Annotated in this window: 22 protein-coding genes and 1 tRNA gene; 16 read left to right on the top strand and 7 right to left on the bottom strand. The window is 72.9% G+C overall.

What is annotated here, in order from left to right:
- Positions 1 to 78: 78 nt before the first annotated feature.
- Both DB033_RS06315 and ptsP read left to right on the top strand, forming a co-directional pair.
- A complete protein-coding gene (locus tag DB033_RS06315; protein WP_111765931.1) occupies positions 79 to 348 on the top strand; it encodes an HPr family phosphocarrier protein in 270 nt (89 codons plus the stop codon).
- A complete protein-coding gene (gene ptsP / locus DB033_RS06310) occupies positions 348 to 2063 on the top strand; it encodes a phosphoenolpyruvate--protein phosphotransferase (RefSeq protein ID WP_111765930.1) in 1716 nt (571 codons plus the stop codon). The genes DB033_RS06315 and ptsP overlap by 1 nt, the downstream gene beginning before the upstream one ends.
- 786 nt (positions 2064 to 2849) lie before the next feature.
- Here the strand turns inward: ptsP and DB033_RS06305 are convergent.
- On the bottom strand, positions 2850 to 3944 hold the full coding sequence (locus DB033_RS06305; RefSeq protein ID WP_111765929.1) for an isopenicillin N synthase family dioxygenase: 1095 nt from the start codon (positions 3942 to 3944) through the stop codon (positions 2850 to 2852).
- Positions 3945 to 4129: 185 nt separating this feature from the next.
- Entirely contained in the window at positions 4130 to 4408 is a 279-nt protein-coding gene (locus tag DB033_RS06300; RefSeq protein WP_111765928.1) for a GlsB/YeaQ/YmgE family stress response membrane protein, read from the bottom strand.
- 202 nt (positions 4409 to 4610) lie between these two features.
- Here DB033_RS06300 and DB033_RS06295 point away from each other — a divergent pair, with 202 nt between their 5' ends.
- Both DB033_RS06295 and DB033_RS06290 read left to right on the top strand, forming a co-directional pair.
- Positions 4611 to 5381 (top strand): DUF6308 family protein, encoded by a 771-nt coding sequence (locus DB033_RS06295; protein ID WP_111765927.1) that lies wholly within the window; start codon positions 4611 to 4613, stop codon positions 5379 to 5381.
- A gap of 47 nt (positions 5382 to 5428) precedes the next feature.
- A tRNA-Arg gene (locus DB033_RS06290) sits at positions 5429 to 5505 on the top strand.
- Between the two features lie 8 nt (positions 5506 to 5513).
- Here the strand turns inward: DB033_RS06290 and DB033_RS06285 are convergent.
- The gene (locus tag DB033_RS06285) at positions 5514 to 6560 is read right to left on the bottom strand and encodes a LacI family DNA-binding transcriptional regulator (RefSeq protein WP_111765926.1); all 1047 of its coding nucleotides are present in this window, start codon (positions 6558 to 6560) and stop codon (positions 5514 to 5516) included.
- A 212-nt stretch (positions 6561 to 6772) separates the two neighbouring features.
- On the opposite strand from DB033_RS06285, the gene DB033_RS06280 reads away from it, so the two are divergent.
- The 3 genes from DB033_RS06280 (at position 6773) to DB033_RS06270 (ending at position 10846) form a co-directional block, all read left to right on the top strand.
- Positions 6773 to 7870, top strand: a complete 1098-nt coding sequence (locus DB033_RS06280) for an LLM class flavin-dependent oxidoreductase (protein WP_111765925.1) — start codon at positions 6773 to 6775, stop codon at positions 7868 to 7870.
- A 104-nt stretch (positions 7871 to 7974) separates the two neighbouring features.
- Positions 7975 to 8580: an FMN reductase gene (locus DB033_RS06275; protein ID WP_111765924.1), complete on the top strand. Its 606-nt coding sequence runs from the start codon at positions 7975 to 7977 to the stop codon at positions 8578 to 8580.
- A 205-nt stretch (positions 8581 to 8785) separates the two neighbouring features.
- Complete coding sequence (locus DB033_RS06270) at positions 8786 to 10846, top strand: bifunctional copper resistance protein CopD/cytochrome c oxidase assembly protein (protein WP_205843679.1); 2061 nt, start codon at positions 8786 to 8788, stop codon at positions 10844 to 10846.
- 7 nt (positions 10847 to 10853) lie between these two features.
- On the opposite strand, the gene glgX is transcribed toward DB033_RS06270, so the two are convergent.
- Positions 10854 to 12920: a glycogen debranching protein GlgX gene (gene glgX, locus DB033_RS06265; RefSeq protein WP_111765922.1), complete on the bottom strand. Its 2067-nt coding sequence runs from the start codon at positions 12918 to 12920 to the stop codon at positions 10854 to 10856.
- Between the two features lie 145 nt (positions 12921 to 13065).
- Here glgX and DB033_RS06260 point away from each other — a divergent pair, with 145 nt between their 5' ends.
- The 3 genes from DB033_RS06260 to DB033_RS21640 are packed head-to-tail and all read left to right on the top strand — an operon-like array spanning position 13066 to position 15834.
- Positions 13066 to 13887 carry an ABC transporter ATP-binding protein gene (locus DB033_RS06260; RefSeq protein ID WP_111765921.1) on the top strand — a complete coding sequence of 274 codons (822 nt, stop codon included), beginning with the start codon at positions 13066 to 13068 and terminating at the stop codon, positions 13885 to 13887.
- Positions 13880 to 14671, top strand: coding sequence for an enoyl-CoA hydratase/isomerase family protein (locus DB033_RS06255; RefSeq protein WP_111765920.1), 792 nt, complete (start codon positions 13880 to 13882; stop codon positions 14669 to 14671). Before DB033_RS06260 ends, DB033_RS06255 begins: the two co-directional genes overlap by 8 nt.
- Complete coding sequence (locus DB033_RS21640; protein ID WP_111765919.1) at positions 14668 to 15834, top strand: THUMP-like domain-containing protein; 1167 nt, start codon at positions 14668 to 14670, stop codon at positions 15832 to 15834. Before DB033_RS06255 ends, DB033_RS21640 begins: the two co-directional genes overlap by 4 nt.
- A gap of 54 nt (positions 15835 to 15888) precedes the next feature.
- Here the strand turns inward: DB033_RS21640 and DB033_RS06245 are convergent, their stop codons facing one another.
- Complete coding sequence (locus DB033_RS06245; RefSeq protein WP_111765918.1) at positions 15889 to 17067, bottom strand: peptidoglycan-binding domain-containing protein; 1179 nt, start codon at positions 17065 to 17067, stop codon at positions 15889 to 15891.
- Between the two features lie 288 nt (positions 17068 to 17355).
- On the opposite strand from DB033_RS06245, the gene priA reads away from it, so the two are divergent.
- From priA to hisI, 3 genes are read left to right on the top strand one after another with little or no spacing between them, the layout of a single operon-like run.
- Positions 17356 to 18087, top strand: coding sequence for a bifunctional 1-(5-phosphoribosyl)-5-((5-phosphoribosylamino)methylideneamino)imidazole-4-carboxamide isomerase/phosphoribosylanthranilate isomerase PriA (priA, locus tag DB033_RS06240; protein ID WP_111765917.1), 732 nt, complete (start codon positions 17356 to 17358; stop codon positions 18085 to 18087).
- A gap of 10 nt (positions 18088 to 18097) precedes the next feature.
- Positions 18098 to 18862 carry an imidazole glycerol phosphate synthase subunit HisF gene (gene hisF, locus DB033_RS06235; RefSeq protein ID WP_111765916.1) on the top strand — a complete coding sequence of 255 codons (765 nt, stop codon included), beginning with the start codon at positions 18098 to 18100 and terminating at the stop codon, positions 18860 to 18862.
- Complete coding sequence (gene hisI, locus DB033_RS06230) at positions 18859 to 19185, top strand: phosphoribosyl-AMP cyclohydrolase (RefSeq protein WP_111765915.1); 327 nt, start codon at positions 18859 to 18861, stop codon at positions 19183 to 19185. The genes hisF and hisI overlap by 4 nt, the downstream gene beginning before the upstream one ends.
- 175 nt (positions 19186 to 19360) lie before the next feature.
- On the opposite strand, the gene DB033_RS20595 is transcribed toward hisI, so the two are convergent.
- The gene (locus tag DB033_RS20595; RefSeq protein ID WP_157970540.1) at positions 19361 to 19513 is read right to left on the bottom strand and encodes a hypothetical protein; all 153 of its coding nucleotides are present in this window, start codon (positions 19511 to 19513) and stop codon (positions 19361 to 19363) included.
- 54 nt (positions 19514 to 19567) lie between these two features.
- On the opposite strand from DB033_RS20595, the gene DB033_RS06225 reads away from it, so the two are divergent.
- Positions 19568 to 20809 carry a DUF5685 family protein gene (locus DB033_RS06225; protein WP_205843678.1) on the top strand — a complete coding sequence of 414 codons (1242 nt, stop codon included), beginning with the start codon at positions 19568 to 19570 and terminating at the stop codon, positions 20807 to 20809.
- A gap of 266 nt (positions 20810 to 21075) precedes the next feature.
- Here DB033_RS06225 and DB033_RS06220 read toward each other — a convergent pair whose 3' ends face one another.
- Positions 21076 to 21843 (bottom strand): GNAT family N-acetyltransferase, encoded by a 768-nt coding sequence (locus DB033_RS06220; protein ID WP_240615875.1) that lies wholly within the window; start codon positions 21841 to 21843, stop codon positions 21076 to 21078.
- A gap of 97 nt (positions 21844 to 21940) precedes the next feature.
- On the opposite strand from DB033_RS06220, the gene DB033_RS06215 reads away from it, so the two are divergent.
- Together DB033_RS06215 and DB033_RS06210 are read left to right on the top strand one after the other, a co-directional pair.
- Positions 21941 to 23524 (top strand): anthranilate synthase component I, encoded by a 1584-nt coding sequence (locus DB033_RS06215; RefSeq protein WP_170315480.1) that lies wholly within the window; start codon positions 21941 to 21943, stop codon positions 23522 to 23524.
- Complete coding sequence (locus tag DB033_RS06210; protein ID WP_157970539.1) at positions 23521 to 24207, top strand: Trp biosynthesis-associated membrane protein; 687 nt, start codon at positions 23521 to 23523, stop codon at positions 24205 to 24207. The genes DB033_RS06215 and DB033_RS06210 overlap by 4 nt, the downstream gene beginning before the upstream one ends.
- Positions 24208 to 24215 lie beyond the last annotated feature (8 nt).

Here is a 24215-nt window from a genome sequence, read left to right as displayed (position 1 = left end):
CGGCACCTCCGGCCGCACCCGAGCAGCGGTACGACACGCTCGAACACCACCTGACGAACCTCGCGAAAGAGAGAGTCCATGCCCACGAGAACTGTTGCGATCGGATCCAGCGTCGGACTGCACGCCCGTCCCGCGTCGCTGTTCACCCAGGCCGTCGCCGCCACCGGACTCGACGTCACCATCGCCAAGGCCGGTCAGCCGCCGATGGACGCCTCCAGCATCCTGATGGTCATGGCGCTCGGCGTCGGGCACGGCGAGGAGGTCACCCTCGAGGCCGAGGGTGACGGCGCCGACGAGGCCCTGGACGGCCTGGTCGACCTGCTGGCCAGAGACCTGGACGCCGAGTAATGACGGCCGGGACGACGGCGGAGGCCGGTGTGACCGCCGGGACCGTGTTGCAGGGAGTCGGGGTCGGCCGTGGGGCCGTCGCCGGCCCGGTCGCGCGGGTCTCCTCGGTGCCCAAGCCACCGTCCGACGAGAAGCCGCCCGCCGACAAGGACAAGGCCAAGGCCGACGTGACCGCCGCCTTCGTGGCCGTGGCCACCGGCCTGCGGGAGCGGGCCGCCGAGTCGTCGGGGACGTTGGCCACCGTGCTGTCGGCGACCGCGCTGATGGCCGAGGACAAGGCCCTCATCAAGGACATCCTCAAGCGGATCGACGGTGGTGAGCCGACGCTCACCGCGGTGGACCGCTCGGTCGAGGGCTTCTGTGACATGTTCAAGTCGCTCGGCGACTACCTCGCCGAGCGGGTCACCGACCTGCGCAGCGTGCGGGGCCGGGTGCTCGCGCGGCTGATGGGCCTCGCGGAGCCGGAGATGCCGGACCTGTCGGTGCCGTCGGTCATCGTCGCCGAGGACCTCGCGCCGGCCGACACCGCGGCGCTGGACCTGGCCAAGGTGCTCGCCGTGGTCACCGAACTCGGTGGTCCGACGTCGCACACCGCGATCATCGCCGGCCAGCACGGCATCCCGTGCGTGGTCCGGGTGACCGGCGTGATGGCGCTCAAGGACGGCCAGCAGGTCGCCGTCGACGCCGCCGCCGGCACCATCGAACTGGACCCCTCGCAGGAGACCCGGCAGCTGTTCACCGACCGGTCGGAGCTGCTCCGGTCGCTGGAGGACAACACCGCCCCCGGCGCGACCTCCGACGGCTACCCGGTGCAGCTGCTGGCCAACATCGGCCAGGTCGAGGACGCCAAGCGGGCCGCGAAGCGGGCCAACGAGGGTGTCGGCCTGTTCCGCACCGAGGTGCTGTTCCTGGACTCGCAGGACGCGCCGCCGCGGGAGGGCCAGGCGAAGACCTACGCCGAGGTGCTGCGGGCGTTCGAGGGCCGCAAGGTCGTCGTCCGCACGCTGGACGCCGGCGCGGACAAGCCGCTGGCCTTCGCCACCCAGCCGGACGAGGAGAACCCCGCCCTCGGGGTCCGTGGGTACCGGCTCGGCCGGATCACCCCGGCGCTGATGGAGACCCAGCTGGGTGCGCTCGCCGACGCCCAGGAGGAGACCGGCATCTACCCGTGGGTGATGGCTCCGATGATCGCCACCAAGGCCGAGGCCCAGGCGTTCGCCGACCAGGCACGCGCCGCCGGCATCAGGACCGTCGGCGTGATGATCGAGGTGCCGTCGGCCGCGGTGCGGGCCGAACAGATCGTCGAGGTCGTCGACTTCGTGTCGATCGGCACCAACGACCTCGCCCAGTACACGATGGCCGCCGACCGGCTCCGCGGTGAACTGGCCGACCTGCTCAATCCGTGGCAGCCGGCCGTGCTCGAGCTCGTGGCGCGCGTCGCCGCGGCCGGGACCAAGTCGGGCACTCCCGTCGGGGTCTGCGGTGAGTCCGCCGCCGATCCGCTGATGGCGCTGGTGCTGGCCGGCTTCGGTGTGTCGTCGCTGTCCATGTCGCCGGCCGCGGTCGCCACCGCCCGGTACATGCTGAGCAAGCACACGATGGACTGGTGCCGGGCGCTCGCCGCCGCGGCGCTGGAGGCCGACTCCGCCGAGGAGGCCCGGGCCAACGTGGTGGGGCGGATCGATCAGAAGGTGCGTCAGCTGTTGGCGCTGTAGTCGCTGGATGAAGTGTGGAAAGGCCCGGGCATCCGTTGTCCGGGCCTTTCTGCTGCTGTGGGTGCGAAGTCGACTGACGCCCTCTTCGGCGACAACGTGAAGCAGCACCTCATCGGGCGTCGATCGACCTCGCGGTGACGTCCGGCACGGTGCGCCTCTCGTACGGGAGGGGCCGGCGTGGGCTGCGGTGGGCGCCGAACTCCAGAACACTCCTTTCCCTCTCGGGCGAGACGGTGAAGTTGCGGCTCGTCGTCCGTCGATTCACCGCACCGGTTGATGCGGTGGTGGGTGCGAAGTCGATCGACGCCCTCTTCGGCGACAGGGTGAAGCCGCACCTCATCGGACGCCCACCGATCTCGCGGTGACGTCCGGCATGGTGCGCCTCTCGTACGGGAGGGGCCGGCGTGGGGTGGGGTGGACGGTGGGGCGGGCCACGCCGGCCGTGTGCCCTACGAATACGGGTATGCCGAGCCTGCAGGGTGGGCAGGCTCGAACTCGTGCGGCAGATCGCGCACCGGGCGGCCGCCGACGCCGAGGCACTGGGCCCGGCTGCACCGCTCCCGGGCACGGACGGGCGTTGACCGGGCCCGGCACGCTCGGACCGAGTCACGGACAGCACGGGGCCCTGCCACGGACGCGCATCGAACGGGCCCGGCGAGACCGGACGGAGCTACGCGCGCACCGGACCCGGTGCGCGCCTCGCCGGGTGACCTCGCCGCGGACCGGGAGCCGCCAGGTCGGGCAGCGGCGGGGTCGGACAGCGGCGAGGTCGGGCAGCGGCGTGCTTCAGGCGGTGGCGGCGGAGGTGACGCGGGCGGCTTCGCGTTCGGTACCCGCGGCGTTGAGAACCCCGGCGCGGGAGCCGTTGAGCTTCGCCTGGATGTGCTCCCCGACGGTGACCGGCGCGTAGAGCTGCGGGTGCTCGGCGTCGACGCAGGTCGGCAGCGCGGCGATGACCGCGTCGATGTTGCCGTCGTGGAAGAACGCGGCCGAGCGGCGGCGCTTGATGGTGCCGTCCACGATCGGCGGCTTCACCCGGTGCAGCGTCGACGTCCACCGCTCGTTGGTCCACCGGTTGGTCAGGTCACCCAAGTTGACCAGCAGCGCCCCCGGCAAGGGGGAGACGTCGTTCCACGAGCCGTCCGCCGCGAGCACCTGCAGGCCGCGGACCTGGTCGGCCCACAGCACCGTGACGATGCCGTAGTCGGTGTGCTCGCCCATCCCGACAAGGTCGCCGTCCAGCACGACCTCGCCCGGCGGGAGCGCGTAGTTGTTCATCCGCAACACGTCCAGGGAGTGATCGGTGAAGCGGGCGAAGAAGTCGGCGGGGAGCTCCAGGGCGTCGGCGAAGATTCGGGTCAGCACGCGAGCGACCTTCCCCGCATGGGCGAACCACGCGCGGGTGCGGGTGTCGAACCCGTCGATCCCCGCGGGCCAGATGTTGTCGGCGTAGTCGTTGCCGGCCAGCACCGCCGGATCGGCCTGCGGATAGTCGGCGGCCGTCGCGCCGATGTTGAACGCCTCGAAGAAGTCGTTCATCCGGGTCGACGATTCGACCCCCAGGCTCAGACTCAGCTGCTCGGACTTGGGTGCGGTGTAGCCGCGGTTGATCTCCGGGGGTGAGATGTAGTCCTTCTTCTCCTCGAGGGGCAGCGCGAAGAAGTCGTCGATCGCCGACGCCAACCCGTCGGCGACCTCCGCCGGGATGCCGTGGCCGAGGATCTGGATGAACCCGACCGTCGAGCACGCCTCGTCGATCTCACGCGCCACCCGGGCCCGGTCACTGTCGGTGTCGTTCGGGGCGCCGGTGCCGGCGTTGACATACGGGGAGATGTCGATGGCGGGGACGACGAACGAGGGGGCGGGTCGGGGGCTGTCCATGAGCGGAGCTCCATTTCTGCGGCGCGGAGTGGCTGCGCTGTTGAACAGAAACGAGCAGTGCCCCCGCAGAACGCTGCGGGGGCACTGCCTTCTGGTGTCTGCAGGCCGGGGCGGCCGGGTGGCCGCGCGACTCACATCCTACGAAGCGCCGATGACGACGACGTGACGCGGGGTGTCGACCTGGGTCAGCGTCCCACGCGGGACTTGCTGCCGAACTTGATCCACAGCAGCAGGACGATGACCGCGCCGATGATCGAGCCGATGATGCCCGACGGCTGGAAGAAGCCGTCCTGGCCGTCCTTGTGGAAGATCAGGTAGCCGAGGAAGCCTCCGACGAAGGATCCGATGATGCCCAACAGGATGGTCATCGGGATCGAGATGTTCTGCTTGCCGGGGACGAGCAGACGGGCGACCGCACCGGCGATGAGGCCCACGATGAGGAGACTGATGATGAGACCGATCATGGTCCTGTCCTTTCTGACGGTACGGAGACTGCTCCGACCGGCGGATGTGGCCGGGTGCGACCACATCGATTCAGATGCCCCGATCACCGTGAGTACTAACAGACCCCCTGCAAGGGCCGTACGAGGGATTTCCTAGGCTTTGTGCCGGCCGCCCGACCACCGGGCGCAACCGGGACCTGCTGGATCGACAGACGGAGACATCGTGGCCGAGAGCGTCAGCACCAGCGGTGGGGAATCCATCCGGATCGGCGGGGTCGACATCGACCGCGCCCGCGCGCGGTCGGCGGCGGCGCAGTACCTCGCCGCGCAGGGGCACCGTTTCGGATATCCCGCCTACGACGCCTTCGACGGAGGCGCGGGCCGCTTCCGGGTCGGCGACGGCGACCAGCTGACGCCGGTACTGCTGAACGTGCCCGTGTCGGTGAAGACCTTCTACGCCCTGACGGACCTGCGGCCGCAGCTCGAGTCCTGGTTGACCAAGGTGCCGCCGGACGCCCGGCTCATCGACAGCGGGCCCGACGAGCTGGCCCTGCTCGGCGAGCTGTTCGAGGTGCTCGACGGCACCCGGCGGCGGCCGCACCTGTCGGGTGCCGTGCTGGCCAAGGTGATGCACCGCAAGCGGCCGGCGTTCGTGCCGTTGTACGACCGCCACGTCGACCACTGCTACCGCGGTGCGCCGGGCGCGCCGATCACCCGTGACGTGCGCCGGGCGTGGAGCGAGTTCATGCCGCTGCTGGGCGCGGCGATGATCGAGGATCTCCGACGCGAGGCCGACTACCTCGCCGAGGTCGTGGCGATGGCCACCAACCCGGTCATCACGACGCTGCGCGCGCTGGACATCGTCGCCTGGCAGGCGGGCCGCAGCTCGGGCCCGAAGCCCGGCCTGTGGAGCAACGACGTGCCTGACGAGTTCGAGGACTCGGAGGGGGCGGGGGACGCCGACCCGCCGGTGGACCTCGACGACAGCGTCTGATCGCGGTTCCGCCGGGGCCCGCGCCGCCGGGCTAGACTCTGCGGCGCGCCTCCGTAGCTCAGTTGGATAGAGCACTGGACTTCTAATCCGGCGGTCGTAGGTTCGATTCCTACCGGGGGCACCACGCCGGCGTCACGGAGCCGCTGCCGTCCCGGTCGGCGGGCGACGACCGGCCGTTCGGACGCGGGTGGAGTCCCGCTCGACCAACCGGAAATCGGCGAAGTAGCGCCGCGGTACCTGCCCGCGGCCCTCGATCCGGCGGACGAGCAGTTCGACGGCCAGATCGGCGATCTGCGGCAGCCCCGGGTCGACGGTGGTCAGCGGCGGGAAGGTGAACCGGGTCTCCTCGAGATCGTCGAAGCCCGCCACGGGCACGTCATCGGGGATCCGGAACCCGCGCTCCTGCAGCACCCGGACCGCCCCGAACGCCATCATGTCGTTGAGCGCGAACACCGCGTCGAACTCGCCACCGCGGCTGATCAGTCGGCGCAGTCCCTCGGCGCCGTCGGAGCGGTGCCAGAGCCGGACGTCGACGATCAGCGACTCGTCGATCGGGAGTCCGACCTCGGCGTGGGCCTGCCGGTACCCGGCCATCCGCAGACCGGACGAGCCCTCGTTGGCCTGCGGTGAGGCGCCGAGGACCGCGATCCGCCGGCGTCCGGTGTCGAGCAGGTGCCGGGTCATCGCGGTCGCGGCGGCGGTGTTGTGCATCGTGACGTGGTCGACCGGTGACGCGTGCATCTGGTCGCCGAGCAGCACCACCGGCCCGGCGGCGGTCAGCAAGTCGTGGTCGTCGTCGTCCAGGGCGACCGCGTTGACCAGCAGGCCGTCCGACGATGCCGCCGCAGAGGCGAGGGATGCGATCTCGCGCTCGCGGGTGTTGCGGGTCTGGCGGATCATCACCACGCGGCCGCGACGCTCGGCCGCCTCCATCACGGCGTCGGCCAGCTCCGAGAAGTAACCGTTGCGCAGATCGGGCAGGACGAGGCCGATGATCCCGGTCCTGCCCGACCGCAGGCTGCTGGCGGACCGGTTCATCACGTACTGGAGCTGTTCGGCGGTGTCGAGCACGCGCTGCCGGGTCTCCGGGCGGACCGAGGGCGAGCCGCTGAGGGCGTTGGACACCGTCTTGGTCGAGACTCCCGCAGCCCGCGCCACATCGGCCATGGTGACAGCCATGACCCTCCCTGACCCGTGCCCGGTGCGCCGGTTCGGCGGGAGCGACTCTAGTGGACGCCCGCCGCCCGACGTGGCGTTCCCGCCCGCCCGCCGCCCGACGTGGTGATCCCGACCGCCCGCCTCGTCGCAACGGCCCCGGGAACAAAGTCGCCGGGTAGCCTGTTGACGACAATGTCCATGCAGACGCATGGAAATCCTCCAGGGGAGCGATAATGCAATTCGGCATCTTCAGCGTCGGCGACGTCACCACCGATCCGACGACCGGCACCACACCGACGGAGCACGAGCGGCTGAAGGCGATGCTGACCATCGCGCAGAAGACGGAAGAGGTCGGTCTCGACGTCTTCGCCACCGGCGAGCACCACAACGAGCCGTTCGTCGTGTCGTCCCCGACGACGCTGCTCGGCTACGTCGCCGCCCGGACCGAGAAGCTCATCCTGTCCACCGCGACGACCCTGATCACGACCAACGACCCGGTCAAGATCGCCGAGGACTTCGCGTTGCTGCAGCACATCGCCGACGGCCGGGTCGATCTGATGATGGGCCGCGGCAACACCGGCCCGGTGTACCCGTGGTTCGGCAAGGACATCCGTCAGGGAGTCAACCTCGCCTTCGAGAACTACGCGCTGCTGCACCGGTTGTGGCACGAGGACGTCGTCGACTGGTCGGGGAAGTTCCGCACGCCGCTGCAGGGCTTCACCGCCACCCCGCGTCCGCTGGACGGCGTCGCCCCGTTCGTCTGGCACGGTTCGATCCGGACGCCGGAGATCGCCGAGCAGGCCGCGTACTACGGCGACGGGTTCTTCGCCAACAACATCTTCTGGCCCAGGTCGCACTTCGCCCGGCTCATCCAGCTGTACCGCGAGCGCTACGAGCACTACGGACACGGCACCGCCGACCAGGCCTACGTCGGCCTCGGCGGCCAGGTGTTCATGCGGAAGAACTCGCAGGACGCGGTGAAGGAGTTCCGGCCGTACTTCGACAACGCCCCGGTCTACGGACACGGGCCGTCGCTGGAGGACTTCACCGATCAGACCCCGCTCACCGTCGGCAGCCCGCAGCAGGTCATCGACAAGACGTTGACCTTCCGGGAGACCTTCGGCGACTACCAGCGGCAGCTGTTCCTGATGGACCACGCCGGTCTGCCGTTGAAGACGGTGCTGGAGCAGCTGGACATCCTGGGCGAGGAGGTCGTCCCGGTGCTGCGCCGCGAGTTCGCGGCGCTGAAGCCCGCGCACGTCCCGGACGGTCCGACCCACGCCGCCCGCGTCGCCGCCAAGGCCGCCGACCAGCAGCCCGCGCTGGTCTGACCCGGCGCCGGTCGTCCGGCGCCCCCCGAACCCCGGGGGTGGCACTGCGAGAGCGCGGTGCCATCCCCGGATCCCGCACCACCCGCCCGCACGAGGGACCAGCCATGAACACCCGCCATCTCGCCGTCGTCACCGCCGGGCTCGGACAGCCCTCGTCCACCCGGTTGCTGGCCGACCGGCTCACCCAGGCGACCGTCCGCCGGCTCGCCGAGGACGGCATCACCGCCGAGGTCACCGTCGTCGAGCTGCGTGACCACGCGCACGCGATCACCGACAACCTGCTCACCGGCTTCGCCGCCCCCGAGCTGGCCGCCGCGATCGACGCCGTCACCGCCGCCGACGGTCTCATCGCCGTCACGCCCATCTTCACCACCAGCTACAGCGGCCTGTTCAAGTCGTTCGTGGACGTGCTCGACCCCACGGCGCTCACCGGGCAACCGGTCCTGCTCGCGGCGACCGGCGGCACGCCGCGGCACTCGTTGGCCCTGGACTACGCGGTACGGCCGCTGTTCAGCTATCTGCGCGCCCGCCCGTTGAGCACCACCGTGTTCGCCGCTTCCGAGGACTGGGGGAGCACCGCCTCCGAGCTGCCGGGCCGCATCGAACGGGCCGCCGGCGAGCTGGCCGCCGAGATGACCCGGGCCGGCCGGACGGTCAAGGACCCGTGGGCACTCGGCGACTCGTTCGAGGATCTGCTCAAGGGGGTCTGACCGGCCCCCGGGCCCGACCGCGGCCCGGTGGGTCCGGACGAGAGCGTCCGGCGCATCCGCGGCCGCCGGAGTCGGCGCCGGTCCGGCCGTACGCCGGTGGCCGCCGGCGAGTCAGGCCACCGCCGGGGTGTGCACCCCGCCACAGCGGCCGCTCCACCGGCCCGCGGCCCGGCCGCCCGGCCTGCGGCGCTTGTAAACTCGCATCGTGTCCGACCAGCAGCTTTCCCCCGGCGGCGTGGACGGTTCCGCCGCCCCCGACCGTCCCGCCCCCGTCGGCTGGAGCGTCACCGGGGTCGTCCTCGCCGCCGGCCTGATCGGCGTCTGCGTCGCCGTCGGCCTGTCGGCCGCGCTGCCGGCGAGCACCGTGCTGCAGCTGGCCGGACGCAGCACCACCGAGTTCGTCGCGCTGACGTTGCCCGCGGTCAAGGGGATCGTCGACTTCGCGGGTGCGGTGACCGTGGGCTGGCTGATCGCCGCGGTCTTCTTCGCCCCGCCCGCGGTCGGCGGCCGCTTCGACACCGGCGGCTACCGCAGCGCCCAGGCGGCCTCCCTGGCCGCGATGGTCTGGGCGGTCGCCGCCCTGGCGCTGGTGCCGCTGACCTACGCGTCGGTGGTCGGGCAGCCGCTGCTGTCGTCGCTCGGCGCGGACGAGCTCACCAGGGCCGTGTCCACCATCGACACCGTGCGCGCCCCGTTGATCACGGCGCTGCTCGCCGCCCTGGTGGCGGTGCTCGCCCGGGTGGTGCTGCGGCCCGCGACCGCCGCGCCGGTGCTGGTCCTCGCCGCCGTCGCGATGCTGCCGATCGCGCTGGCCGGGCACGCCGCCGCCAGCAGCGACCACGACTTCGCGACCGACACGATGATCTACCACCTGGCCGGCATCAGTGTCTGGGTCGGCGGGCTGGTCGCGTTCCTCGGGCTCGTCCGGCAACGGGCCGACCACCTGCCGCTGATCGCCCGCCGCTACTCGGTGGTCGCGCTGGTGGCCTTCGTGCTGGTCGCGGTGTCCGGCATCGGCAACGCCCTGATCCGGGTGCCGCGGCTGTCGGACCTCGCGACCACCGACTACGGCCGGCTCGTGGTGCTCAAGGCCGTGCTGCTGGTCGCGCTCGGGGGTTTCGGGTACCTGCAGCGCCGGCGCTCGGTCGTCGGCCTGCAGAACGGTGACCGCCGGCCACTGCTGAGACTGGCCGTCTTCGAGATCGGGGTGATGGCCGCCACCATCGGTGTCGCCGTGGCGCTGGGCCGTACCGCGCCGCCGGCGCCGCTGCCCGTGGTGCCCACCGACACCGCGCTGGTCCTCGGGTACGACCTGTCTCAGCGGCCGTCGTTCGCGACGCTGGTCCTCGGCGGCCGGTTCGACCTGATCCTCGGGACCGCCGCGCTCGTCCTCGCCGCCCTGTACGCCTGGGGACTGGTGCGGCTGCACCGGCGCGGCACCGCATGGCCGCGGGTACGGGCGGTGGCCTGGTTCGCGGGCTGCCTGGTCATGCTGATCGCCACGTCCAGTGGGCTGGCGGTGTACGCCGACGCCCAGTTCAGCTTCCACATGATGGCCCACATGCTGCTCGGCATGCTGGCGCCGATCCTGTTCGTCCTCGGCGCCCCGACGACCCTCGCGCTGCGGGCCCTGCCGGCGTCCCGCGGCGACGGCGTCCCCGGTCTGCGCGAGGGCATCGTCGGCGTGATGCACGCCCGCTGGCTGCAGGTGCTGACGCATCCGCTGGTCGTGTTCCCGCTGTTCATCGGCAGCTTCTACGCCGTGTACTTCACGTCCCTGTTCGACTCGATGATCTCGTCCCACACCGGGCACCTGGTCATGAACGTGCACTTCCTGATGGTCGGCTACCTCTACTACTGGGTCATCATCGGCGTCGATCCGGCGCCGCGGCGGCTGACCCCGCTGACCAAGCTGGCGATGCTGCTGGGCGCGCTCCCGTTCCACGCCTTCTTCGGCCTGGCTCTGATGAACACCCGGACGGTGCTGGGGCAGTCGTACTTCCAGTCGCTCGGACTGCCGTGGGTCGACTCGCTGCTGACCGACCAGCACGTCGGTGGCGGTATCGCCTGGGGCGGTTCGGAGATCCCACTGGTCGTGGTGATCATCTCGCTGCTCGCCCAGTGGTCCAAGGGCGACGAGCGGGAGGCGCGACGCACCGACCGCCGGGCGGAGCTGGACGAGGACTCCGACCTGACGGCCTACAACGCGATGCTGGCCCGGTTCGCCGAGCGCGACGGCAACCGCCCGACGCCCCGCGAGGAGTGACGCGGGCTCACCGGGTCGGCTCGGTGCGCAGCAGCCAGCACGTCCGGCCCCTGATGGTCATCGGGGTGCCGGACGGCAGCGGGGTGACGTCGGCGGGTTCGCCGGTCGGCGTGTCGGTGTCCAGCACCGGGACGTAGGTCGAGCCGTACGGGGGTCCGGGCAGCGTGATGTCGGTGCTGTCCCAGCCGGCGTGCAGCACCAGCAGCCAGGATGACGCCGGCCCAGGGGTGCCGTCCGCACCGGTCGCGGCGTCGCCGTCGATCCACATCTGCACGGTGCTGCGGTAGGAGTCGAACCAGTCCGAGATGGACATCGGCAGGCCGTCGGTGTTGAACCACATCAGGTCCGGGGTGCTGTCGGCGCCGGACGCGGCGCGCCCCTCGAAGAACTCGCCCTGGTGCAGCGCCGGTGTCGCGCGTCGGATGCCGAGGGTGCGGCGGAAGAAGGCCAGCATGTCCCGGCTGTCCTCGGACTCCGTCCAGTCGACCCAGGAGATGTCGTTGTCCTGGCAGTAGGCGTTGTTGTTGCCCCGCTGGGTGCGCCACATCTCGTCGCCCTGGGTGATCAGCGGAGTCCCCGTCGACAGCAGCAGGGTGGCCGCGATGTTGCGGGCCTGCCGGGTGCGCATCGCCCGGATCGCCGGGTCCGTCGTCTCGCCCTCGGTGCCGTAGTTGGCGCTGCGGTTGTTGTCGGTGCCGTCCCGGCCGTCCTCGCCGTTGGCGAGGTTGTGTTTGTGCGAGTAGGACACGGCGTCGCGCAGGGTGAAGCCGTCGTGGGCGGTGACGAAATTGACCGAGGCCCAGGGCCGCCGGAGCTGGCCGTAGAGGTCCGACGAGCCGGACAACCGGTAGCCGAGGTCCTGGATGCCGCCGACGCCGCGCCAGAAGTCGCGGACAGTGTCGCGGAAGCGGTCGTTCCACTCCGCCCAGGACGGCCCGAAGCGGCCCACCGCGTAGCCCTCGCCGGTAGCGTCCCACGGCTCGGCGATCAGCTTGCGGGTCGACAGCACCGGGTCGGCGGCGATGGCCGCCAGCAGCGGCGCGTTGGGGTCGAAGGGGCCGCCGCTGGGCCGGCCCAGGACCGAGGCGAGGTCGAATCGGAAGCCGTCGACCTGCAGCTCCTCGGCGAAGTACCGCAGGGAGTCGCAGACCATCCGCACCGTGGCCAGCGACCCGCACTGCACCGTGTTGCCGGTGCCGGTGATGTCGTGCCCGTCGGTGAGGTAGTAGGCGTCCCGGTCCAGGCCGCGCTGGGACAGCCAGATCGGGATGTCGACGCCGCCCTCGGTGGTGTGGTTGTAGACGACGTCGAGGACGACCTCGATGCCCGCGGCGTGCAGGGCGTCGACCATCGCGGCGAACTCGGCGAGCTCGGCACCCGGCTCGGCGGCGTACCCGGGGTGCACCGCGAAGTACGACAGCGTCGAGTAGCCCCAGTAGTTGGCCCGACCGGTGGCCAGCAGTCCGGGTTCGGTGGCGGTGGCGTGCACCGGCAGCAACTCCACCGCGGTGACCTGCAGCGCCTGCAGGTGTGCGATCACCGCGGGGTGGGCGACGCCCGCGTAGGTGCCGCGCAGTTCCGGGGGCACCTCGGGGTGCAGCTGCGTGAGTCCCTTCACGTGGGCCTCGTAGAACACGGTGTCCTCCCACGACACGCCCGGTCCGGGGCGCGGGCGCGGCGGCGGTGGAGTGACGACGCCGAGGGGCGCGTGACCGGCGCTGTCGGCGCCTTGCGTGCGGACGACGTCGAGGTCGTAGGCGGTGCGGTCGACCTGTCGGGCGTAGGGGTCCAGCAGCAGCTTCGACGGGTCGACGCCGTGCACCCGGTAGCCGTACCGCTGACCGGGTGCCACCCCGGGGACGAATCCGTGCCAGGCCCCGTAGGTGCGCTGCGGCAGCCGGACCCGACGTTCGGTGCCGTCGGGGTCGACCAGGCACAGGTCGACGGCGGTGGCGCGGTCGGACACCACCGAGAAGTGGGTGCCCCCGGCCGTGGGGGTGGCGCCGAGCGGGAAGGGCCGCCCGGCGCCGGGGATGGGGGCCGCGGGCGGCGACGGCACGACGTCGGAGAACATCCGCCGATTCTCGCCGATCCGGCCGGTCCCGGACGCCCCGCCGGGGGCGGCCGGGCGGCGCGACCGCGCAGGACCCTCCCTCCGGGGGTGTCGCGACCGGCCGGAAGCGGGTCCTGCCGCTCCGGGACGCCCGCCGTACGGGACAATGCTGTGCGTGAGCGCCAGCGCAGTGAGCATCCAGCCCGGACCGGAATCGGTCGTCCACCTCAACGAGGTCACCGTGCGGAGGGGGAACACCCTGCTGCTCGACCGGGTCAGCCTCGACGTCGGCGTCGACCAGCGGTGGGTGGTGCTGGGTCCCAACGGGGCGGGCAAGACGACCCTGTTGCAGATCGCCGCCGCTCAGCTGCACCCGACCTCGGGCCGGGCCCACGTGCTGGGCGCCCGGCTCGGTGCGGTCAACCTGGCCGAGATCCGGCCGTCCATCGGCATCTCCTCGGCCGCGCTGGCCGCCCGGATGCCACCCGAGGAGACCGTGCGCGACGTCGTGGTGTCCGCCGGCTACGGCCAGGTCGGCCGCTGGCGGGAGACCTACGACGAACTCGACTTCGCGCGCGCCGACGAGTTGCTGGAGGCGATGGGCATGTCGACCCTGAGTGCGCGTCAGTACGGCACGTTGTCCGAGGGTGAACGCAAACGCGCGCTCGCGGCCCGGGCGCTGATGACCGACCCCGAACTGCTGCTCCTGGACGAACCGGCGGCCGGCCTGGACCTGGGTGGCCGGGAGGATCTGCTGGCCCGCCTCGACGTACTGGCCAACGACCCGGCCGCGCCGACGACCGTTCTGGTGACCCACCACGTCGAGGAGATCCCCTCGGCGTTCACCCACCTGCTGCTGCTGCGGGAGGGCCGGGTGGTCACCGCCGGGCCGATCGCGTCGACCCTCACCGACGAGGCGCTGACCGCCACGTTCGGCCTGCCGCTGACCGTCTCCCAGCGCCGCGGGCGCTACTTCGCCCATGCCTGAGCCCACCGCGCCGCTGGTGCGGCTGGAGACCGACGGTGCGGTCGGGATCATCCGGTTGGACCGGCCGCCGGTGAACGCGATCAACGCCGCCATGCACGCCCCGCTGCGGGCGGCCGCCGAAGCGGCTGCCGCTGACCCGGCGATCCGCGCGGTCGTGGTGTACGGCGGTGAGCGGGCGTTCGCCGCCGGTGCCGACATCAAGGAGATGGCGGAGCAGTCGTCCGCCGAGATCACCACCTACGGCAGGGGTCTCATCGAGGCGATCGACGCGGTCGCCCGCATCCCGAAGCCGGTCATCGCCGCGATCAGCCGTTACGCCCTGGGCGGCGGCTGCGAGCTCGCACTGGCCGCCGACTTCCGGGTCATGGGTGAGGACGCGCTGATCGGGCTCCCCGAGATCACCCTGGGCGTCGTCCCCGGCGGTGGCGGCACCCAGCGGCTGCCCCGCCTGGTCGGGGTGACCCGCGCCAAGGAGCTCATCTTCGGGGGACGGCCCGTGCACGGCGACGAGGCGGTGCGGATCGGGCTGGCGTCGCGCTCGGTGCCCGCCGCCGAGGTGTACGAGACCGCCCTGAGCTGGGCGCGGGAGCTCGCCGCCGGACCGACCGTGGCGCTGGGGGCGGCCAAGTACGCGGTGGACGCCGGGACCGAGATGGACCTCGCCAGCGGACTCCGGTTGGAGGCCCAGGTGTTCAGCAGCCTGTTCGGCACCGCCGACCAGCGGTCGGGGATGCGGTCGTTCATCGAGTCCGGACCGGGCAAGGCCGGGTTCACCGGCGCGTGAGCTTCCGGTTCAGCGCCGCGGACCTGGATTTCCTGGCCGCCGGCGAGGACGACCTCGCCGCGCTGGCGCCGTCGCTGACGCTGCGCCCGGACAGCACGCTGCGCGACCTCGACGTCGCCCGCCGCCGGGTCGGAGACCATGCGGCCGCCGCGGTCGAGACGCTCACGTTGCGCCGCCGCGCGGTGCCCAAACTCGGTGGGCGTGCGGCCGGCTGGTGGCTGACCGACGAGGCGCTGCAGCAGGCCACACCGTGGCCGGTCGCCGTGCACCGCGCCGGCCGGTTGGCCGGGGTGGCCGTCCACGACGTCACCTGTTCGATCGGGGCCGACCTCGCGGCCCTGGTCGACGCCGGGAGCCGCGTCCTGGGATCGGACCTCGACCCCGTCCGGGTCCGGATGGCCCGGCACAACGTCGGGCCGGTCGTCGTGAGAGCCGACGCGCTGCAGCCGATCTCGTCAGGCATGCAGCCCTACGCCGATCCGGCGCGTCGCGACGGCAGCGGGCGCCGGATCCTGTCCGCGGCGACGGTTCCGAGCCTGGACGCGCTCGACCGGGCCTGGCCCGGCCGGCCGCCGGTGCTGCGGGTGCCGCCGGGCGTGGACTACGACGCGCTGGCCCGTCCGGGCGAGGTGGAGATCGTGTCGCTGGACGGATCGGCGCGGGAGGCGGTGCTGTGGCCGCCGGCCCTGGCCCGGGTCGGGCGCCGGGCGACCGTCCTGAGCTCGACCGGACCGGCGGTGCAGCTGACCGACCTGGACCCGGACGAGATCCCGGTCGGCCCGGTGGGGCGGTGGCTGGTCGACCCCGATCCGGCCGTCGTACGGTCGCACCTGGTGCGCCAGTACGGGTTCCGGCACGGCCTCGGCCAGCTCGACCCGCACCTGGCCTACCTGACCGGGGACGTGCCCCCTCCGGTCGGGCGGGCCTTCCGGGTGCTGGAGTCGGCTCCGTTCAAGGAGCGGACGGTGGCCGACTGGCTGCGAGCCGCCGGTGCCGGGACGGTGGAGATCAAGGTGCGGGGGCTGCCGGTGATCCCCGACGAGTTGCGGCTCCGGCTTCGCAAGGCGCTCACCGGGCCGCGGAACGTCGAGCGGACCCTGGTGCTGGCCCGCGTGGGCCGGCACGCGATGGCCTACCTCACGCAGGCGGTCGTGGTCGGCTGACGTGCAGACGTCAGGGCGACGAGGGGACCTCCGTCGTGCGGTCCGGGCCCGCCGTCAACAGCCGGCCTGCTGCAACGCCTGCCAGGTACCGGCGTCGACGGTGCCGGTGACGGGCAGGTTCGTGCGCGTCTGGAACTGCCGGACCGCTTCGGCCGTGGACTCGGTGTAGGTGCCCCAGTTCCCGGCGAGGTCCAGGATCGGGATGTCGAGCCGGTTGCCCAGCACCCGCTGCAACTCACCCACCCAGACGTCGGTCTGGCCCACGGCGTCCAGCGTCGGCACCGTCACCACCTGCGCCGGGCACAGGCACGAGACGTACTCGGTGGCCGTCTCCGGCGTCGTGCCCTTGACGAAGGAGTCGGCCGCCCCGGCGAGCCGGGCCGGGCAGCCGTCGTACGGTGCGGCGTAGGGCCCCGCGTACAGCACGATGCTGTTGCTCTGGCCGGCGAAGATGGCGCACGAGGTGGCCGTACGGGCGACCGCCACCTCTGGCGGCAGCCGGCCCGCCGCGCGCAGCTCGGCGACCCGCGCGACGAACGCCGCGTCGTCGCCGGCGGACGCGATCTGCACGACGTAGCCGGGCGCGCAGGCGATGTCGCGGGCTGGGCCGCCCATCGGGTCGGCGGTCGGATCGGTGGAGACCGGCGCCGGGGTCGCCGCGGTGGTCGGGGATGCCACCGGCGTCCGGTCCGGCGTGGGCTCGGTGTCGGACGTCGGCGCCGGCGAGGCGGCGGTCGGTGTGGCGGACACCGTCGCCGCGGTCACCGGGGCCGGGGGCGGCGTTCCGGGGGTGGCCGAGCTCCGGTCGCCCAGCGCGAAGAAGGCGACGGCGGCCAGCACGACGACGACCGCGACCCCGGCCAGCGCGCCGAGCAACCAGGAGCGGCGTCGTTCCTCCTCGACGACGGCCTCCTGACCGACCTGCCAGGTGCCGACACCCAGGACGTCCGAGCCGTCGGCGGCGCTGCCGGCGAACCCACCGGGGGCCACGTGGCGGGGATCGGCGGCGGCGTCGAGCCAGCTCGGCTGCTCGAAGGGGTGCCACGGTTGCTCGGCGGTCCGGAGCGCGTCCGGATCGTCGTCGTCGTCCTCGACCGGCACCACGACGGCGCCACCGTGGCCGAGGCGCGGCGTGGTCGCGGCGACCGGTGCGGCGACGGCGGGACGGGCGGCTCCGCACGCGTCGCAGCGGTCCCCGGCGACGGGGGCGCCGCATTCGACGCAGTCACGCACAGCCAACCTGACTCCCTCCTCAGGGGGATCCCGCGCATCCGTTCGGCACCCGGTCTACCCGGATCCGGGCCGGTGGTACCCGAACAGGGTAGGGCGGGTGCGCGCCCCGTGTCCGGCGAACGGTGCACCGACCAGCCGTCGGTGACCTCGCGATCCGGGTCGGACCCGTCACCGGGTGCGCGGCAGGTCCGCGTCCGTGCCGCGGCGCGCCCCCGGTGCGCGGATGCCGCCCGCGCGGGTCGTGGAGCCGTCCGGGCAGGCGCGCGTCGCGCACTAGGGTGAACAACCGTGACTTTCGAACTCCTCCCCGCCGTCGACGTCGCCAACGGCCAGGCCGTGCGCCTGGTCCAGGGACAGGCGGGCACCGAGACCGACTACGGCTCACCGCTGGACGCCGCCCTCGCGTGGCAGCGGGACGGCGCCGAATGGGTCCACCTGGTCGACCTGGACGCCGCCTTCGGGCGCGGCAGCAACGCGGAACTACTGGCCCAGGTCGTCGGCACCCTCGACATCAAGGTCGAGATGAGTGGCGGCATCCGCGACGACGCCTCGCTGGCCGCGGCGCTGGCCACCGGCTGCACCCGCGTCAACATCGGCACCGCGGCGCTGGAGAACCCCGACTGGTGCGCGCGGATCATCGCCGAGCACGGCGACCGGATCGCCATCGGACTCGACGTCCGCGGGTCGACGCTGGCCGCCCGTGGCTGGACCGAGGACGGCGGTGACCTCTGGGAGGTGCTGGAGCGCCTGGAGTCGCAGGGTTGCTCGCGCTACGTGGTCACCGACGTCACCAAGGACGGCACCCTCCAGGGTCCCAACGTCGACCTGCTGCGCCAGGTCTGCGAAGCGGCGTCGGCCCCGGTGGTCGCCTCCGGCGGCGTGTCCAGCCTCGACGACCTCCGGGCCCTGGCCGGTCTGTTCGGCGACGGCGTCGAGGGCGCCATCGTCGGCAAGGCGCTGTACGCCGGGGCGTTCACCCTTCCCGACGCGCTGACCGCGGTCGCCGCGGTCGCCGGCTGAGCCGCCCGCCGTGGCGGTCGCGACGCGCGTCATCCCCTGCCTGGACGTCGACAACGGCCGGGTGGTCAAGGGGGTCAACTTCGTCGATCTCGTGGACGCGGGCGACCCGGTGGAGATGGCCCGGCTCTACGACGCGGAGGGTGCCGACGAGCTGACCTTCCTCGACATCACCGCGACCAGCTCCAACCGGGCGTCGGCCTACGAGATGATCCGGCGGACCGCGGAGCAGGTGTTCATCCCGCTGACCGTCGGGGGTGGCGTCCGCGAGGTCGGCGACATCGACGCGCTGCTGCGCGCCGGCGCGGACAAGGTCAGCATCAACTCGGCCGCGGTGGCCCGGCCGGAGTTCCTCGCTGAGGCCGCGCGCCGCTTCGGCTCCCAGTGCGTGGTGATCGCCATCGATGCGCGGCGCAGCACCCTCGACGTCCCGTCCGGTTACGAGGTCACCACCCACGGCGGCCGGCAGGGCACCGGCATCGACGCCGTCGACTGGGCCCGGCAGGCCGAACGGGCCGGCGCCGGCGAGATCCTGCTGACCTCCATGGACGCCGACGGCACCAAGGCCGGGTTCGACGTGGACATGCTCGCCGCGGTGCGGCGGGCGGTGTCGGTGCCACTGATCGCCTCCGGCGGAGCCGGGCAGCTGCACCACTTCCCGGAGGCGGTGGCCGCGGGCGCCGACGCGGTGCTGGCCGCATCGGTGTTCCACTTCGGCACCTTCCGGATCTCCGAGGTCAAGTCCGACCTGGCGGCGGCGGGGGTGAGCGTCCGATGAAGCTCGACGAGATCGCGTTCAACGAAGACGGCCTGGTCTGCGCGGTGGCGCAGCAGTACGACACCCTCGAGGTGCTGATGGTGGCGTGGATGGACGCCGCGGCCGTCCGCGCGACGCTGACGACGGGCACGGCGACGTACTTCTCGCGGTCCCGGCAACGGCAGTGGGTCAAGGGTGAGACCTCCGGGCACACCCAGCGTGTCGTCGAGGTCCGCTACGACTGCGACGGCGACACCCTGCTGGTCTCGGTCGATCAGACCGGTGCGGCCTGCCACACCGGCTCGCGCACCTGCTTCGACGACCGGGTCCTCACGCTGGACTGAGCGCGCGGCGGGTCCCGGCCCGCCGTCCGCCCGGACCGTGCACCGACCGCCCCGGACGGGTCGCCGTCGTCCCGGTGGCACAGGCCGCCGTCGGGAGCCCGGCCGCTAGTGGTGTCGCCGTCAGGGTCCGTCGTGATGACGTCGTCACGGCGTCGTCGTCACGGCGCCCCGGTCGTCACAGTGCCGTCGTCACGGCGTCGTCGCACGGTGCCGTCGTCACGGCGTCGTCGCACAGTGCCGTCGTCACGGCGTCGTCGCACAGCGCCGTCGTCACGGCGTCGTCGCACAGCGCCGTCGTCACGGCGTCGTCGCACAGCGCCGTCGTCACGGTGCCGTCGTCACGGCGCCGTTCCCCGGGCGCCGCCGGGCCGGTCGTGGTGGGATGTCGGCCATGTTGGGGATCGTCCACGCGTGTCCGGGCACGCTCGACGCGGACCTGTTCGCCCGGTGGCAGGCGCATCTGTGCGGTGTCTGCCTGACGCTGCGGGACGGCTCCGGTCAGTTGTCCCGGGTGCTGAACAACACCGATGCCGTGCTGGTGTCGGTACTGACCGAGGCGCAGTACCCCGGCCCCGCGGCGCGGTCGGTGGCGGGTCCGTGCCCGCTCCGGGGCATGCGCTCCGCGGCGGTGGTGCCGGCCACCGACGCGAGCGTCCGGCTGGCCGCCACCGCGTCACTCACCCTGGCTGCGGCGAAGGCCGCGGACGTGGTCGGGGAGGTCCGGTTCGGACTGGGCGGGCACGGACGGGGCGGCGTCGGGCTCCGGACGTACGCCGCCGGGCGGCTGCAGCGGCCGCTGCGCCGACGGGCGCTCGGCGACGGCGAGATGGCGGCCGCCCTCGGCGCTGTCGACCTGCTCACCGACCTCGCGGCCCAGCCCGCCATCGAAGCCCGGGTGCGCTCCGGTGACCCGCTGGACGCCGTGACCGCGCCCACCGCCCGCGCCTGCGGACGGGTGTTCGCCGCGTCGGCCGTGCTGGCCGGACGTCCGGCGAACGCGAAACCGCTGCGGGCGATCGGCGAGGCGTTCGGTACACTGGCGCACCTGCTCGACGCGGTGCGTGACCTCGAGGACGATCGGCGCGCCGGCGCCTTCAACCCGGTGACGGCCACCGGAACCGGTCTGGACGAGGTCCGCCGGCGGTGCGCCGACCTGGTCCGGCTCGTCCGGCACGGCGTCGACGGGCTGACCCTGCACGACCCGCGGCTGGTCCGGGCGTTGCTCGTGGACGGGACGCACCGTGCGCTGCACACGGCGTTCGCCGCCCACCCCGCACGGACGGCCGCCGCCCACACCGCCGCACCCGGCCCGCCGCCGGCGGCACCGGGGGAGAACCCGCCGGAGGACCCCGACCTGCGGCCGCCGTCAGCGGACCCGGCGCCCCCGCCTCCACCGCCGGAGTTCGCCGAGGCCGCACAGCGACGGTCCGTCCGGTCGGCGCTGCTGCCGTGGATCGGCGTGTACTGCACGGGGTACGCCTGCTGCGCCGACCACGAGAACCCCTGCACCGGACGGCAGCACCCGGCCGGCTGTGGCAACTGTGGCTCCGGGACCGACTGCGGCGGGTGCTGTGACTGCTGTGACTGCTGTGGTGGGGACGGCTGCTGCTCCTGCGACTGCTGACCGCGGACGACTGCCGACCGCGGACGACTGCCGACCGGGGACGACTGCCGACCGGGGACGACTGCTGACCGCGGACGACTGCTGGTCGCGGACGACTGCTGGTCGCGGACGACTGCCGACCGCGGACGACTGCTGGTCGCGGACGACTGCCGACCGCGGACGTTTGCTGACCGCCGACCGCGCTGACGCCGCGGCGCGTCGCCTGCCCGGTGTGCGTCCGTCGGCGTCCACCGCGTCGCGGTGAGCGTGGCCCGCGGTGGTGCCCGTCAGTCGGCGTAGGAGAGGTAGTGGTAGCGGTGGTGCTCCTTGAACCCGCCCCGCCGGTACATCTTCAGCGCCGCGGTGTTGGCCGCGTCAGCCTGCAGGTAGGCATGGGTCGCGCCCCGGTCGGCCGCCCAGCGGACCAGCTCGGCCATCAGCGCGGTCCCCACGCCACGGCGCCGGTGCCGCTCGGCGACGGTCACCGCGGTCACACCGAGCCAGTCGTCCACCAGGACGCCGCGGGCCACCCCGAGCTGCTCGCCGTCGGCGTGCAGGCTGACGAAATCCGGTCCGTCGGCGTTGGTCAGCACCGCCACCGCCGCCGCCGGCAGCGGCCGGCCCGGCGGACGGAGACGGCCCCGGTACAGGTAGCCCGCCAGCCATTCCGCGGACGGTTCCGCCGCGTGCCGGAACTCGCCGAGATCACTGCCCGGGAAGGACCTCTGGGCGGCCTTGAGGGACGCCACGAGCACGGTGGTCTCGTTGAACGCGCGCCAGCCGGCGCTCTGCAGCGCCCGGCTGGTGCGGATGGGCTCGTCGTCGGTGCGCTCCGGCACGAACGGGATCTGGAACATCGGCGGCAGCCCGTGTTCGCCGTAGAAGGCCTCGACCCGGGCCATCGCCGCCGGCAGCGCGACGCCGGGCGAGCCGAGCACCAGGACCGAGTTCGCCCGGCCGGTGAACCCGCCGCCGGCGCGCAGCAACCAGTCGCCGAGGGTGGCGGTGCCGGTACCCCGCCAGCCCCGCGCGGCGATGCGTTCCAGGTCCAGCATGCTGATCACGCGGGCGACCCTATCGCGTGACCCGGCCGCGTCCCGCCGCTCCGGGCGCGCCCCGCGACGGTCAACGCACCGTGTCCGAACCGGCACAATGAGGGCCATGTCCGACCAGCAACGGCCCCCGGCGACCGCACTCGGAGCGACGCTGCCGAGCCGCGAGGACTTCGTCGCACTGGCCCACCGGCGGGTCATCCCGGTCACCCGGGTGCTCCTCGCCGACTCCCTCACCCCCGTCGGTCTGTACGCGACGCTGGCCGCCGGACGTCCGGGGACGTTCCTGTTCGAGTCCGCCGAGACCGGCAAATCGTGGTCGCGCTGGTCGTTCGTCGGGGTCAACTCGGCCGCCGTGCTGACCGAGAGCGGCGGCGAGGCGCGCTGGCTGGGCACTCCGCCGCAGGGGGTCCGCACCAGCGGTGACCCGCTCGCGGTGCTCGACCACACGCTGAAGTTCCTGCACACCGAACCCTGGGCCGGGTTGCCGCCCCTCACCGGTGGGATGGTCGGCTACCTCGGCTACGACATCGTCCGGCGGTTGGAGAAGATCACCGGCGACACCCCCGACGAGCTCGGCATCCCGGAACTGGCGATGCTGCTGGCCACCGACATCGCCGCCCTCGACCACCACGAGGGCACCGTCACGCTCATCGCCAACGCGCTGAACTGGGACGACTCACCCGAACGGGTCGAGCTGGCCTACGACGACGCCGTCGCGCGGCTGGACGCGATGACCGAGGCCCTGGGCACGGTGTCGCCGCCGCCGGTGGTGGTGTTCGAGCGGGTGGCGGGTGACGTCACCCGCCGCACCAGCTCGGCGGAGTACCAGCGATCGGTGGAGATCGCGCAGGAACACATCCGGGCCGGTGACGCCTTCCAGATCGTGGTCTCGCAGCGCTTCGACATGGACACCACGGCGGGCCCGCTCGACATCTACCGGACCCTGCGGGCGACCAACCCGAGCCCGTACATGTACCTGCTGCAGCTCCCCGCGGCCGAGGACGGCCCCCACGCGGGCGTCCCCACCGCGATCGTCGGGTCGTCGCCGGAGGCGCTGGTGACCGTGCGGGACGGCCACGTCACCATGCACCCCATCGCCGGCACCCGCCCCCGCGGCGCCACCGAGGAGGACGACGTCCTGCTGGCCAAGGACCTGTTGGCCGACGAGAAGGAACGCAGCGAACACGTGATGCTGGTCGATCTCGGCCGTAACGACCTCGGCCGGGTGTGCCGCCCGGGGACCGTCAGGGTCGTCGACTTCTTCACCATCGAGCGGTACAGCCACGTCATGCACATCGTCTCCACGGTCACCGGTCTCCTGGACGCCGACCGCACCGCGTTCGACGCGCTGACCGCCTGTTTCCCGGCCGGGACCCTGTCGGGCGCACCCAAACCCAGGGCCATGCAGATCATCGACGACCTCGAGCCGGCCCGCCGCGGCGTGTACGGCGGCATCGTCGGGTATCTCGACTTCCACGGCGACGCCGACACGGCGATCACCATCCGGACCGCGCTGGTCCGCGGCGAGCGGGTGCACGTACAGGCCGGGGCCGGGGTCGTCGCCGACTCGGTGCCGGCCAGCGAGGACGCGGAGTGCCGCAACAAGGCCGCCGCCGTGATCAACGCGGTCGCCGCCGCCGGCACCATGCGACCGGTCGGGGTGTCCGGAGCCGCCCGGTGAGGACCCACAGGGGCTACGTCAAGGTCCGCAGGCCACTGCGCTCCGGGACCGTCCTGGGTCTGATCGCGCTGGGGGCGGCCCTGACCGCCGGTTCGGCCGCGATCACCTGGGCGGCGGCCACCGGCACCGACGATCTCCGCGGACCGCTGGACGTCACGGCCACCGGCGCCCGGGTCGCACCGGCACTGGTCCCGCTGGCGGCCGCGTCGCTCGCCGCACTGGGAGCGCTGCTGGCCGCCCGCGGAGCGCTGCGCCGCGCCGTCGGCGCGGTGACGACGCTCCTGGGTCTCGGTGTCGGCTGGTTCGGCGTCCGGGGTCTGCTGCGGGAGCCGGCCGACGTGCTGTTCCCGGACACCTCCTCGGTGCAGTTCGTCGACGTCACGATCCGGCCGCTGGGCCCGTTCGTCGCCACGCTCGGCGGCGTCGTGCTGGTCGTCGCCGGGTTCGCCGTCCTCACCGGCCGCGTCCGGGCGAAGGCCCTCGGGGCGCGGTACGAACGGTCCGGGGCGCCCGCCGGCGGCGCCACGGGCAGCGAGGACCCGTCGCTGGACATGTGGAAGGACCTGGACGCGGACCGCGACCCCACCCTCGACCCGGCCCGCGATCCGATCACCGCGACCGACCCGCGACGCGCCGATCGGGCGCCGGAGCAGGGCACCCCACGTGGCGAGACCGCGCCGTGAGGGCGGCT

The sequence above is a fragment of the Nakamurella deserti genome (assembly GCF_003260015.1).
Classification (GTDB): Bacteria; Actinomycetota; Actinomycetes; order Mycobacteriales; family Nakamurellaceae; genus Nakamurella; species Nakamurella deserti.
Note: the sequence above shows the minus strand (reverse complement) of the source record. Positions and strands in the feature narration are given on the sequence as shown.